Below are 13,730 nucleotides of genomic sequence, written 5' to 3' on the forward strand. Positions count from 1 at the left end.
ATGCCAAAGGCACCATTCATCACCTGAATGAATCCGTTCAAATTCAGAATAATACTCTGAAATCTTAATGCGGAAATAATTTGGCAAAAATCACACAAAAAAGCAACAATTAAAGTATATTCCGCCGAAAAAACATTAAATAAACGCACAATTAGCGAATAAAAATGCATTAACAAGTATTTAACCATTTTCATATCACACTATTTTTGTGCGTCATGCACCAATAAAACTAGAAAAATGCTCTAAAAGTAAACATGAGCTAAACAAGATCATTAACCATATTATTCATGTGCATTTATTAACATTTAACAAACAATATCATATGCAAAAAGTGTTTTTTCAACATAAAAAACTATTAATAAAATAGTCGGCAAATACAAAAAGCCAAACTTAGGAAGAGAAAGGATCGGTCAAAACGTGAACAAAACAGCAAAACCACACAAATCCTGCTCCAACGCAGATTATGCGCCACTTAAGCGGTTTATTGACTAAGCAAAGGAAAGTACCGCTATCCTCATTCGTACGTCATAAGAAAACTCGCCGATTTTAACCCTTTACGACACAATTGAGAGTGGGATAATAGATGAACAGTGTCAAAGCCAAGCCGTAAATAAAAGGAGCTCCTGTGCTTAAAGCGATTTTTTTTGATATGGACGAGACTTTATGTGCAACGTCACAAGCCGATAAAGTTGCAGGACAAGCGTTTACAACTTGGATTCATAAGACCTACCCACAAGTTACCGAGCCAAAAGCGTTTTTGCAGCGCTACTTGCAGGGTGTATACAAAAAGCTGAATGCTGAGTTCCCTCACCTTGTGGCTCTGCTACCCGATGAAAATGCTTTCCGTTGTGGCCTGATCCAAAACATCTTGGCGGAGCAAGGCGTCAGCATCACTGCAAAAGAGGCTCAACAAGCTCAAGACTACTTTGACTCTGCACGTATGGGCGCGTTCACTTTCTTCCCTGGTGTAAAAGAAATGCTCAGCGACCTTCGTCAACATTACAAACTCGTCGTGATCACTAACGGCCCGATTTTTTCTCAACACCCTAAATTAAACGCGACACAAATGAGCAACTGGGTGGACCATATTATTGTGGGAGGAGAAGAGCCAGAAGAGAAACCTGCTACAAGTATTTTCCAAAAAGCGCTCGACTTGGTCGAAGTAAAACCAGAAGAGGCTCTACACGTGGGCGACTCTTTACCTGCTGACATTGCTGGCGCTAACAATATGGGCATTTTGAGTGTGTGGGTGAATGCGACAGGCGCAAGTAACTCAACGGATATAACGCCAAGTTTTGAAATCCAAAAAACGGTAGAAGTAAAAGAAATCCTTAAAACACTCGCCCAATAAAAGCAGCGGATTAGAAAACTACAAACCCCCAGACACTGCTCTGGGGTTTATTTTGTCAGCTCGAAAAGCATTTAGATCATAGGTGGTCAAAAGCCCCTAGAGCTGTACACTTTTGGGAAAAATTGAAATGGAATGCCGATTCTTTTCAGGAGAGATGCAAAAAAGCCCCAGTCTTTCGACTGAGGCTCTAAATAGCGGTCGGTGAAGAGCCGAATTCTAACTTCAGGCGAACCCCACTTGGGTTCAAATCCATTGATACATTACCGACTAATACAGTCCAAGCGAGATCATAAACTCTAAAACGACGAAAGCCTGCTAAAAAGCAGGCTTTCTAATAGTGGTCGGTGAAGAGGGATTCGAACCCCCGACCCTCTGGTCCCAAACCAGATGCGCTACCAAGCTGCGCTATTCACCGAACTGTATTTGCTGATTTTCTCAAATCAGACAGGACACTTCAACTAAGAAGTCACCTTAATTAATGGGGTGGCTAACGAGATTCGAACTCGCGACCACCGGAATCACAATCCAGGGCTCTACCAACTGAGCTATAGCCACCATCAATTTTTGCTGTTTACCGCTCTATTCGAGCCATAAACTAAATAGTGGTCGGTGAAGAGGGATTCGAACCCCCGACCCTCTGGTCCCAAACCAGATGCGCTACCAAGCTGCGCTATTCACCGACGATGTTTTATCTTGATTGAATCAAGATTGGGAGCAATGCTACCGCATTCAATCTAAAAAAGAAAGAATGGGGTGGCTAACGAGACTTGAACTCGCGACAACCGGAATCACAATCCGGGGCTCTACCAACTGAGCTATAGCCACCACTGATTTTTACCGATGTATCCTCCGAGGCAATGGTACGCCCGAAAGGATTCGAACCTTCGACCTTTGGCTCCGGAGGCCAACGCTCTATCCAACTGAGCTACGGGCGCATGCCCTATCGGCGGAGTGGAATAATACGGATATCACACTATGCCGTCTAGTACTTTTTTTACTTTTTTTATCGTTTGGTCTCTTTTTCGACAGTTATCTTCCGTTAAAGTGGATTTTTGATGTGATTCACGCCCTGTCATGGATAACTTGTTGTTTATTGCAACAAGTTATCGGGATATAATCACCCATTATTTACATTGATTTAACAGCTGCAACCAAGTTGTCTAATCATTCTATGCCATTCAGTGGAATTTAATGATTTCTCTGCTCGGCATTAATACTCTAACTATATAAATAGGTAAGTCACTTACCTCGGGAATGTGAAGTGGGTTTAATGGATATGTCTCGACAAATGATTAGCGTTTTGTTCGCTGCCTTAACGTTTTCTACGGCAGCTTTAGCTTCTGACATCAGCCAAACTGAATACGATGCGATCGCAGAACGCATCCAACCTGTCGGTGATGTTTATCTAGCAGGTTCTGAGCCAGTGAAAGAAGAACCAACCGGTCCACGTGATGGCGCCACAGTTTATGGTACTTTTTGTATTGCTTGTCACGCATCTGGTGTAAACGGCGCACCTAAAACAGGTAATGCCGATGATTGGGCACCACGTATTGCACAAGGCAAAGATACGTTAGTGAAGCACGCATTAGAAGGCTTCAATGCGATGCCAGCCAAAGGAACCTGTATGGACTGTTCTGACGATGAAATCATCGCAGCAATTGACCACATGATTGAAGGTCTATAAGTAAAGACATCAACGAAAAAGGCTTGCCAGTTGGCAAGCCTTTTTGTTTTTAGTCAGTGAGAACAAGGTTACTTTACTTCTTAAACATTGCTCGAATATTGGCAATGTGTGCTTGACCTTTCGCCATACGCTCTTCTGCTGATACTGGCTTTTTGTTTACTTCCCATTCAACGTCATCAAATGGCAACTCATCCAAAAAGCGGCTTTGAGTCGGTTTGATCAACTCGCCGAACTGCCGACGCTCTTTGCACATAGTGAAAGTCAGTTCACGTTGCGCGCGAGTAATACCAACGTACATCAGGCGACGCTCTTCTTCCACGTTATCTTCATCAATACTGGTTTGGTGCGGTAAAATACCTTCTTCGGACCCAATTAAGTATACATATGGGAACTCAAGGCCTTTTGATGCGTGCAAGGTCATCAGTTGTACTGCATCACTGTCTTCATCTTCTTCACCGCGCTCCATCATGTCACGCAAGGTCAAACGTTGAACGACTTCTTTTAACGTTTTCTCTTCTTGATCGTAGTTGTCACCCTCTAGGTCCGCCACTATCCATGAATAAAGATCAGAAACGTTCTTCATTCGCATTTCAGCGGCTTTCGGACTTGCTGAAGTTTCGTATAGCCAATCTTCATAATGGATATCACGAACTAGCGAACGAACCGCTTCGACGGTATCACCACGCTCAGCTTGATCAGCAATCGCCACTAGCCATTGGGTGAAACGACGCAGGTTTTCTAGGCCACGTCCCGTTAGGTGCTGTTCGAGCCCCATTTCAAAGCTCGACTCAAACAGGCTCTTGCCTCGCATATTGGCATAACTGCCTAATTTCTCTAACGTTACTGGGCCAATTTCACGTCGCGGAGTGTTCACAATGCGCAAAAATGCATTGTCGTCATCCGGATTAACCAAAACGCGCAAATACGCCATGATGTCTTTAATCTCTGCGCGCGCAAAAAACGAGGTGCCGCCAGAAATTTTATACGGTACACGGTTTTGCATCAGAGACTTTTCAATCAAACGTGATTGGTGGTTACCACGATATAGAATCGCATAATCTTTATATTCGGTACGGTTTAGGAACTTATGCGCAATTAGTTCACCCGTTACTCGCTCTGCTTCGTGCTCTTCATTTTTAGCCAACAACACTTTGAGTTTTTCACCGTCAGGAATTTCAGAGAACAAGGACTTCTCATAGACGTGAGGGTTGTTAGCTATCAAAATGTTGGCCGCACGCAGGATTCGACTCGTTGAACGGTAGTTTTGCTCTAGCTTAATCAAACGCAAATTCGGATAATCTTCACCCAGCAACACGAGGTTCTGAGGTTTCGCACCACGCCATGAATAAATAGACTGATCGTCATCCCCTACAACAGTCAATCGCCCACGTTCTCCGACAATTAATTTGACCAGCTCATACTGACTCGTGTTGGTATCTTGATACTCGTCAACCAGTAGGTAACGGATACGATTCTGCCAACGCTGACGAACATCTTCATGATTACGTAAGAGTAAAACGGGCATCAAAATTAGGTCATCAAAATCGAGCGCGTTATAGGCTTTCATTTGCTTTTGGTACATATCAAAACAGAACGCAAACAATTGTTGCTGTTCACCTTGCGCACGCGCTTTGGCTTGCTCTGGCGTCAACATGTCGTTTTTCCAGTTGGAAATACAACTCAGAAGCTGACGTAGCAGATCTTTATCACCATCAAGCTGCTTTTCAGTAAGCTCTTTGAGCAGAGCTAGCTGGTCTTGGTCATCAAACAGTGAGAAGCCCGCTTTCAACCCTAAATGCTTGTGCTCACGCTTGATGATGTTCAATCCTAAAGTGTGGAATGTTGATACCATCAAACCTTTAGACTCACCTTTCCCTAGCGTTTGACCTACACGCTCCTTCATTTCACGTGCTGCTTTGTTGGTAAACGTCACCGCCGCAATGTTACGCGCTTTGTAACCACATTGCTGAACCAGATAAGCGATTTTATTGGTAATAACACGAGTTTTGCCCGAGCCAGCACCAGCTAGCACTAGGCATGGACCAGACACGTATTTCACGGCTTCATCTTGACTAGGGTTCAGCTTCATAGAAATTCTCTGCGGGTGATGAATGTGGCGCCTATGATAAAGGGGTGGCCTCGTGAAAGCTATGCTGATTTCTTGTAATTTTTACACCAATTAAGTGCAATATTCTGTTGCATAAATGGCGGGTATTTAAGCTATAATGAATGAACGTTCATTCACTAAAGGGTGACATTATGAAGGATAACCCTGCTGTAGATAAACGAGAACAAATCTTAGTCGCTGCTGAACAACTCATTGCTGAATCTGGCTTTCAAGGGCTTTCCATGCAAAAGCTCGCCAATGAGGCAGGTGTCGCAGCAGGGACGATTTACCGTTATTTCTCAGATAAAGAACATCTTTTAGAGGAACTACGCCTTAACGTTGCTAAGCGTGTTGCTACTGCGGTGCAACTAGGTGTTAGTGAAGAGATGCCTTTAAAACAGCGTTATCGAACCATGTGGCTCAATATTTGGAATCTAGCGAGCTCGAACTTAAGTGCGATCAGCAACCGAGTCCAATATGAGTCTTTACCCTGTTCAAATAGTAGCAAAGCTCGGGAACTTGAGAGACAAATGTTTGCCCAAGTAGATCTTCTTTTCAATCAGGGCAAAGACGAGGGAGTATTCAAGCTTCTCGATAACGAAGTACTTTCTGGATTGAGTTTTGAGGCAAGTGTTGCACTTGCTCGGAAACACGCTTTGGGATTTTATCAACTGGATAAGACGGCATTAGAGGCCGCTATTGAAGCCAGTTGGGATGCAATTATTAAACACTAACTTGGAGTTCTTAATAGAATGAAAAAGTGGACTTTCTTTATGTTACTTATCGCCGTTCTCTTGTTCGGCAGCGTGATAGGTTTCAATTTATTTAAGCAACAAAAGATCGCTGAATACATGGCAAACCGTCCTGAACCTGAGTTCCCAGTAACCGTGACAGAAGTGCAAGCGGTGGATTGGGTACCAGTCATCGAAGCAATTGGTTTTATCGAGCCAAACCAAGGCGTGACGGTAGCAAATGAGACCAGCGGTGTTATCGATAAAATCGCGTTTGATTCCGGTGCTCAAGTTAAATCGGGTCAGCCATTAGTGTTGCTTGATTCTGAAGTCGAAAAAGCAAATTTGAAGAGCTCGCAAGCTAAGTTGCCAGCGGCAGAAGCGAAATACAAACGCTACCAAGGCCTATTCAAAAAAGGCTCTATTTCTAAAGAAGCGTATGACGAAGCAGAAGCAAACTACTTCTCCTTAAAAGCAGACATTGAAAGCCTGAAAGCGACCATCGACCGACGCGAAATCAAAGCGCCATTTGATGGTGTGGTAGGTATTCGTAACGTGTACCTCGGTCAGTACCTACAGGCGGGCACCGACATTGTTCGCCTTGAAGATACCAGCGTGATGCGCTTGCGCTTCACCGTGCCACAAACCGATATTTCACGTATCAATATCGATCAAGAAGTGGATATCTTTGTTGACGCTTATCCAGACCAACCTTTCAAAGGGTCTATTTCTGCGATTGAACCAGCTGTAAACGTACAAAGTGGTTTGATTCAAGTTCAAGCGGATATCCCTAACAGTGACGGCAAACTACGTAGTGGTATGTTCGCGCGTGCAAACATCATTCTGCCTAAATTAGAAAATCAGGTCACGCTACCTCAAACCGCGATCACATTTACGCTGTATGGCGACAATGTTTACATCGTAACAGAAGAAGATGGCGAAAAACGCGTTAAGCAGCATGTGGTAAAAGTTGGCGAACGCTCTAAAGATATCGCACACATTCTAGAAGGCGTGAAGCCAGGTGATGTAGTGGTGACATCGGGTCAAGTCCGTTTGAGTAACCATGCGAAAGTAAGCATTGTCGAAAGCGATGCAACTACCCCACCTGCTGAAACACCAATGCTTTAAGTTGGAGGCATCATGCGCTTTACAGATGTTTTTATAAAACGTCCAGTTTTAGCGGTATCGATCAGCTTTTTGATTGCATTGCTTGGTTTGCAAGCGGTGTTCAAAATGCAGGTTCGTGAATACCCTGAAATGACGAATACGGTGGTCACCGTGACCACCAGTTACTACGGTGCAAGTGCCAACTTGATCCAAGGCTTTATTACTCAGCCATTGGAGCAAGCGGTAGCGCAAGCCGATAATATTGATTACATGACTTCGCAATCGGTACTGGGTAAATCGACCATTACTGTCAACATGAAGTTGAATACTGACCCAAATGCGGCGTTGTCTGACATTCTGGCGAAAACCAACTCGGTACGTTCACAGCTACCAAAAGAAGCCGAAGACCCAACCGTAACCATGTCGACAGGTTCGACAACGGCGGTACTGTACATCGGCTTTACGAGTGACGAGTTATCTTCAAGCCAGATCACTGACTACCTTGAGCGTGTAATCAACCCGCAGTTGTTCACCGTAAACGGTGTGTCCAAAGTTGACCTGTATGGTGGTATGAAGTACGCACTGCGCGTATGGCTAGATCCTGCCAAAATGGGCGCTTTGAAGTTGACCGCAACCGATGTGATGAGCGTTCTTAACGCCAACAACTACCAATCTGCAACCGGTCAAGCGACGGGTGAGTTCGTGCTTTATAACGGTAGCGCAGATACTCAGGTATCAAACGTTGCTGAACTTGAAGCATTAGTCGTGAAAACTGGTGAAGGGGATGTCATCCGCCTAGGTGATATCGCTAAAGTAACGCTAGAGAAGAGTCACGACGTTTATCGCGCAAGTGCAAACGGTCAAGAAGCTGTGGTTGCAGCGATCAACGCAGCGCCAAGTGCTAACCCAATCAACATTGCAGCAGACGTACTTGAACTGTTGCCTCAGCTTGAGCGCAACCTACCAAGTAACATCAAAATGAACGTAATGTACGACTCAACTATCGCCATCAACGAATCGATTCACGAAGTAGTGAAAACGATTCTTGAAGCAGCAGTAATCGTACTTGTGGTTATCACACTGTTCCTGGGCTCATTCCGCGCGGTAATCATTCCTATCGTGACCATTCCACTTTCATTGATTGGTGTGGCAATGGTGATGCAGGCAATGGGGTTCTCTTGGAACTTGATGACGCTACTGGCGATGGTGCTTGCCATCGGTCTGGTGGTGGATGACGCGATCGTTGTACTAGAAAACGTTGACCGTCACATCAAAGAAGGGGAATCGCCATTCCGAGCTGCAATTATTGGTACGCGTGAAATTGCGGTTCCAGTTATCGCGATGACATTGACGCTAGGTGCAGTGTACGCGCCGATCGCATTGATGGGTGGTATCACCGGTTCATTGTTCAAAGAGTTCGCTTTGACACTGGCAGGTTCAGTATTCGTATCCGGCATCATCGCTTTGACACTATCACCAATGATGTGTTCGAAGATGCTGAAGGCGAACGAGAAGCCAAGCAAGTTTGAGCAAAAAGTTCACCATATCCTTGATGGCATGACCACTCGTTACGAAGGCATGTTGAAAGCGGTAATGGCTCATCGTCCGGTTGTTATTGCGTTTGCAATCATTGTATTTGCAAGCTTACCGGTCTTGTTCAAGTTTATTCCTAGCGAACTAGCACCATCTGAAGATAAAGGTGTGGTCATGCTGATGGGTACTGCCCCATCAAACGCGAACTTGGACTATATCCAAAATACCATGGATGACGTAAACCAAATACTCTCAGATCAACCGGAGGTGGAATACGCACAGGTCTTTAATGGTGTACCAAACTCAAACCAAGCGTTTGGCCTAGCAACATTGAAGCCTTGGAGTGAACGAGAGGCAAGCCAATCTGAAATCACGAAACGTGTGGGTGGCCTAGTATCAAGTGTGCCTGGTATGTCTGTCACTGCATTCCAAATGCCAGAGCTTCCAGGTGCAGGCTCAGGTCTACCTGTTCAGTTTGTAATTACAACACCAAATAGCTTCGAGAGCTTGTTTACTATCGCTAGCGATATTCTAACCGATGTTGCAAGTAGCCCAATGTTTGTCTATTCCGACCTGGATTTGAACTACGATTCAGCAACGATGAAGATCAAGATCGATAAAGACAAAGCGGGTGCCTACGGTGTGACTATGCAAGACATTGGCATCACTCTCAGCACCATGATGGCAGATGGTTATGTAAACCGAATCGACCTGAATGGTCGCTCGTATGAGGTGATACCTCAAGTTGAGCGTAAATGGCGTCTAAACCCAGAATCGATGAAGAACTACTATGTACGCTCTGTGGATGGTAAAGCGGTTCCATTAGGCAGTCTGATTACTATCGATGTGGTGGCTGAGCCTCGCTCTTTGCCACACTTCAACCAGCTAAACTCAGCGACTGTAGGTGCAGTACCATCACCTAGTGTTGCTATGGGTGACGCAATCGACTGGTTTGAAAATATTGCACAAACCAAACTGCCTGCAGGATATAACCACGATTACATGGGCGAATCTCGTCAGTTTGTAACGGAAGGTAGTGCCTTGTATGCAACCTTCGGTCTTGCACTTGCGATCATCTTCCTCGTTCTGGCGATTCAATTTGAATCACTCCGCGATCCTATTGTCATCATGGTATCTGTACCTCTGGCAATATGTGGTGCCTTGATCGCATTGGCCTGGGGTACGGCCTCGATGAACATCTACTCGCAGGTTGGTTTGATAACGCTGGTCGGCCTAATAACCAAGCACGGTATCTTGATCTGTGAAGTCGCCAAAGAAGAGCAGTTACATAATAAACTGTCTCGTATTGATGCGGTGATGGAAGCTGCGAAAGTGCGTCTTCGCCCTATCCTAATGACCACTGCAGCGATGATCGCAGGTCTGATCCCGCTGATGTACGCAACAGGTGCAGGTGCCGCGCAACGTTTCAGTATCGGTATCGTCATCGTTGCTGGCCTTGCAATTGGTACACTGTTCACACTATTCGTACTACCTGTGATTTACAGCTACCTAGCTGAAAAACACAAACCTCTGCCAGTATTTGTTGAAGACAAAGACTTGGAGAAGTTAGCGCGAGTTGACGAGGCGAAAGCAGCTCATCGTGAATTAGCGGATAACAGATAAGCTATTAAGGCATTCAAAAAGGTCACTTCGGTGGCCTTTTTTATTGCCGCTCTCTTTTTTGCCATCTAAGTGGCGACTTTCACGTATCATTTACTTAAAATGAGGACAAATCAAAAGGAGTTTTAGCCACTATGTTTGACCCAAAGAAATTAGAGCAAATTGCTAAACAGATTCACGACTCAATGCCTCAACCTGTAAAAGAATTGGGCTCTGATGTCGATCAGAAAGTTCGTCAAGTAATCCAAGGCCAGCTAAACAAGCTAGATGTTGTAAGTCGCGAAGAGTTTGATGTTCAAACTCAAGTTTTACTACGTACACGTCAAAAGCTAACAGAAATGGAACAGAAGTTGGCGCAACTTGAAGAAAAGCTTGCTGAAAAATAAGTATCAAAGCGCTCCTCACAAAGGAGCGTTTTTCTTATCGGCGCGCAGATAAATCGGCTAAAAACAAAAAGGCTTGGTCAACGGCGACCAAGCCTTTTGATTAGATGTTGTGTTTTATTTTGTATTTATCACTCCAGTCTGCCTGGAGTTTATCTACTGCGTTACTTGAGACTAAGTAAATTACGCTGTATTAAGGTTTCATTTCTAGGAGAAGGCGCGGACTTTACGATAGTAAACGAGCACCTTCGACACCGAAATGGAGCCTTAAGGCCAGTCATTTAGCCGCCCACCGCGATACGCTTCATATCAGTCATGTAACCACGTAGCTCTGCACCGATGTACTCTACAGGGTGGTTACGGATTGTTTCATTCACAGCGATAAGAGTCGCGTTATCCACTTGGTTAGACGTTTCACCTAAACCTTTACCAATTACGTCAGTATTTACGGCTGGCATAAACTTCTCACGTAGAAGCGGCGTTGCTACGTTAGCGAACAGGTAGTTACCGTATTCCGCAGTGTCTGAGATAACCACGTTCATCTCGTATAAACGCTTACGTGCGATAGTGTTTGCGATAAGTGGCAGCTCGTGTAGAGACTCGTAGTAAGCAGACTCATCGATGATGCCAGATGCCGTCATCGCTTCGAATGCTAGCTCAACACCCGCACGAACCATAGCAACCATCAAGATACCGTTATCGAAGTACTCTTGCTCAGAGATTTCTACGTCAGTTTCTGGGTAGTTTTCGAAAGCAGTTTCACCTGTTTCTGCACGCCAGCCTAGTAGATTTGCATCGTCGTTTGCCCAGTCAGCCATCATAGTGCTAGAGAAGTGACCGGTGATGATGTCATCCATGTGCTTGTTGTATAGCGGACGCATCAGTTCTTTTAGCTCTTCAGAAAGCTCAAATGCTTTCACTTTTGCAGGGTTAGTTAGGCGATCCATCATGTGAGTGATACCACCAAACTTCAGTGCTTCAGTGATGGTTTCCCAACCGTATTGAAGAAGCTTACCAGCGTAGCCAGGATCGATACCATCAGCAATCATCTTCTCGTAACATACGATAGAGCCAGCCTGTAGCATGCCACAAAGGATAGTTTGCTCACCCATTAGGTCAGATTTCACCTCAGCAACAAAAGAAGACTCTAGACAGCCTGCACGGTGACCACCTGTTGCTGCAGCCCAAGCTTTCGCGATATCCCAACCTTCACCTTTTGGGTCGTTCTCTGGGTGAACAGCGATAAGAGTCGGTACACCGAAACCGCGCTTGTATTCTTCACGAACTTCCGTACCTGGACATTTAGGTGCAACCATTACTACCGTTAGGTCTTTACGGATTTGCATGCCTTCTTCAACAACGTTGAAACCGTGAGAGTAGCCTAGTGCTGCGCCTTCTTTCATTAACGGCATTACCGTCTCAACAACGTTTGTGTGCTGCTTATCTGGAGTAAGGTTTACTACTAGATCAGCTTGTGGAATTAGCGTTTCGTAGCTACCTACCTCAAAACCATTGTCTTTTGCGTTTTTGAATGACTGGCGTTGCTCATCAATCGCGGCTTGGCGAAGCGCATAAGCAACGTCTAGACCAGAGTCGCGCATGTTCAGACCTTGGTTAAGACCTTGAGCACCACAACCTACAATGACTACTTTCTTACCTTTCAGATAATCCGCTTCTGAAGCGAACTCACTGCGGTCCATAAAACGACAACGACCTAATTGGTCCAACTGCTCGCGCAAGTTTAGGGTATTGAAATAATTAGCCATCTGGGTGCTCCTTTGAGATTCTTCCATTGAGGTCAGTAATTGCCTTACCGAATAACTTCATACTAAAACAGACATGAGATTGCTTAAAGTGATATATTCACAATTAGTTATTGCAATTTATGCAACATGGAAATGAAAATTTAATGAATATCAAAAGCCTGCAACTTTTCATTCATCTCTGTGAGAGTAAAAGTTTCGCCAAGACCGCAGCGGCAATGCATATTAGCCCTTCAGCCTTAAGCCGACAGATACAAAAATTAGAGGAGGAAACCAGCCAAAAATTGTTTTTACGCGACAACCGTAGCGTTGATTTAACTATCCAAGGTAAAAAGCTAGTCCCAGTCGCCTTAAAGATTCTTGGCGAATGGCAGCAGTATCAGAGTCACCTGAAAGGAACCGAGGATGAATTGAAAGGAGAAATCCGTCTCTTTTGTTCTGTTACTGCAAGCTACAGCCATCTTCCGGAGCTAATCTCTGACTTTCGTATTCAGAACCCTTTCATTGAGTTCAAACTATCAACCGGCGATCCAGCTCAAGCGATCGACAAAATACTAGCAGATGAAGCCGATATTGCCATATCAGCCAAGTCAGAACAGATGCCAAATAAAATCGCATTTGAAACGATCAGTGAAATCCCACTTTCTGTCATCGTACCTGTTGGGGTTAGTGCGTTTGCTGAAGAGCTACAAAAAGAAAAACCAGACTGGTCGGTCATTCCATTCATACTCCCAGAAGCAGGAACGGCAAGGGACAGGGCCAATACTTGGCTCAAACAAATGAAAATAAAGCCAAAGATCTACGCACAAACCTCCGGACATGAAGCCATCGTAAGTATGGTTGCATTGGGATGTGGAGTAGGTATCGCACCTGATGTTGTAATCAACAACAGTCCAGTAAGAGAAAAGATAAATCGTTTAAAAGTCTTACCAATTAAACCTTTTAAACTTGGTGTTTGCTGCAACAAAACTCAGTTGGAAAATCCGCTTGTTAAAGCCTTTTGGAAGGTTGCAGAGAGCAAATATATCGCACCGTAAATGACCACTTTTTAGGTATAAAGTGAGCTAATTTTAAAACGCTATAGATGCAAAAAAGCCCGCTCTTTCGAGCGGGCTTCTTAAATTTAAAGCCTGGCGATGTCCTACTCTCACATGGGGAAGCCCCACACTACCATCGGCGCTATTTCGTTTCACTTCTGAGTTCGGCATGGAAATCAGGTGGGTCCAAAACGCTATGGTCGCCAAGCAAATTCTTTAATCTGGAAAGCTGTTTTTTAATTCTCGTTCTTACACATTCAACGTTCTTTCATTGAGTCCATCAAAACCCCTTGGGTGTTGTATGGTTAAGCCTCACGGGCAATTAGTACAGGTTAGCTCAACGCCTCACAACGCTTACACACCCTGCCTATCAACGTCGTAGTCTACGACAACCCTTTAGGATACTTAAAGTAT

9 protein-coding genes, 5 tRNA genes and 2 rRNA genes are annotated in these 13,730 nt (G+C 44.6%); 7 read left to right on the forward strand and 9 right to left on the reverse strand.

The genetic code is table 11. The features are described from left to right. The first annotated feature begins 625 nt into the window (after positions 1–625). Positions 626–1,351, forward strand: coding sequence for an HAD family hydrolase (locus tag KI742_RS18870; RefSeq protein WP_033907401.1), 726 nt, complete (start codon positions 626–628; stop codon positions 1,349–1,351). A gap of 338 nt (positions 1,352–1,689) precedes the next feature. Here KI742_RS18870 and KI742_RS18875 read toward each other — a convergent pair. The 5 genes from KI742_RS18875 to KI742_RS18895 form a co-directional block, all read right to left on the reverse strand. Then, positions 1,690–1,766, reverse strand: a tRNA-Pro gene (locus tag KI742_RS18875). Between the two features lie 64 nt (positions 1,767–1,830). Further along, positions 1,831–1,906: transfer RNA gene (locus KI742_RS18880), tRNA-His, on the reverse strand. 48 nt (positions 1,907–1,954) lie between these two features. Further along, positions 1,955–2,031, reverse strand: a tRNA-Pro gene (locus KI742_RS18885). 69 nt (positions 2,032–2,100) lie between these two features. Beyond that, positions 2,101–2,176, reverse strand: a tRNA-His gene (locus tag KI742_RS18890). Positions 2,177–2,209: 33 nt separating this feature from the next. Continuing rightward, positions 2,210–2,286: transfer RNA gene (locus KI742_RS18895), tRNA-Arg, on the reverse strand. 335 nt (positions 2,287–2,621) lie between these two features. Here KI742_RS18895 and KI742_RS18900 point away from each other — a divergent pair. Beyond that, positions 2,622–3,035 (forward strand): cytochrome c5 family protein, encoded by a 414-nt coding sequence (locus KI742_RS18900; RefSeq protein WP_005384252.1) that lies wholly within the window; start codon positions 2,622–2,624, stop codon positions 3,033–3,035. Positions 3,036–3,108: 73 nt separating this feature from the next. Here the strand turns inward: KI742_RS18900 and rep are convergent, their stop codons facing one another. Beyond that, complete coding sequence (rep, locus tag KI742_RS18905; protein ID WP_285385022.1) at positions 3,109–5,124, reverse strand: DNA helicase Rep; 2,016 nt, start codon at positions 5,122–5,124, stop codon at positions 3,109–3,111. A 170-nt stretch (positions 5,125–5,294) separates the two neighbouring features. Between rep and KI742_RS18910 the strand changes: the two genes are divergently transcribed. The 4 genes from KI742_RS18910 to KI742_RS18925 all read left to right on the forward strand — a co-directional run bounded on the left by KI742_RS18910 (position 5,295) and on the right by KI742_RS18925 (position 10,519). Next, positions 5,295–5,876: a TetR/AcrR family transcriptional regulator gene (locus KI742_RS18910; RefSeq protein WP_005384254.1), complete on the forward strand. Its 582-nt coding sequence runs from the start codon at positions 5,295–5,297 to the stop codon at positions 5,874–5,876. Positions 5,877–5,894: 18 nt separating this feature from the next. Then, positions 5,895–7,001 carry a multidrug efflux RND transporter periplasmic adaptor subunit VmeC gene (vmeC, locus tag KI742_RS18915; protein WP_158173543.1) on the forward strand — a complete coding sequence of 369 codons (1,107 nt, stop codon included), beginning with the start codon at positions 5,895–5,897 and terminating at the stop codon, positions 6,999–7,001. A 12-nt stretch (positions 7,002–7,013) separates the two neighbouring features. Beyond that, positions 7,014–10,136 carry a multidrug efflux RND transporter permease subunit VmeD gene (gene vmeD, locus KI742_RS18920; protein WP_005379100.1) on the forward strand — a complete coding sequence of 1,041 codons (3,123 nt, stop codon included), beginning with the start codon at positions 7,014–7,016 and terminating at the stop codon, positions 10,134–10,136. Positions 10,137–10,267: 131 nt separating this feature from the next. Continuing rightward, positions 10,268–10,519 carry an accessory factor UbiK family protein gene (locus KI742_RS18925; RefSeq protein WP_005379099.1) on the forward strand — a complete coding sequence of 84 codons (252 nt, stop codon included), beginning with the start codon at positions 10,268–10,270 and terminating at the stop codon, positions 10,517–10,519. A gap of 278 nt (positions 10,520–10,797) precedes the next feature. On the opposite strand, the gene ilvC is transcribed toward KI742_RS18925, so the two are convergent. Beyond that, a complete protein-coding gene (gene ilvC, locus KI742_RS18930; protein ID WP_285385020.1) occupies positions 10,798–12,282 on the reverse strand; it encodes a ketol-acid reductoisomerase in 1,485 nt (494 codons plus the stop codon). Between the two features lie 143 nt (positions 12,283–12,425). On the opposite strand from ilvC, the gene ilvY reads away from it, so the two are divergent. Further along, positions 12,426–13,316 carry an HTH-type transcriptional activator IlvY gene (gene ilvY, locus KI742_RS18935; RefSeq protein WP_285385019.1) on the forward strand — a complete coding sequence of 297 codons (891 nt, stop codon included), beginning with the start codon at positions 12,426–12,428 and terminating at the stop codon, positions 13,314–13,316. A 91-nt stretch (positions 13,317–13,407) separates the two neighbouring features. Here the strand turns inward: ilvY and rrf are convergent. Together rrf and KI742_RS18945 are read right to left on the reverse strand one after the other, a co-directional pair. Further along, positions 13,408–13,524: ribosomal RNA gene (gene rrf / locus KI742_RS18940) — 5S ribosomal RNA — on the reverse strand. Positions 13,525–13,617: 93 nt separating this feature from the next. Next, positions 13,618–13,730 (reverse strand): 23S ribosomal RNA (locus KI742_RS18945); the annotation flags it as partial.

Source organism: Vibrio sp. D417a, assembly GCF_030248595.1.
GTDB lineage: Bacteria > Pseudomonadota > Gammaproteobacteria > Enterobacterales > Vibrionaceae > Vibrio > Vibrio alginolyticus.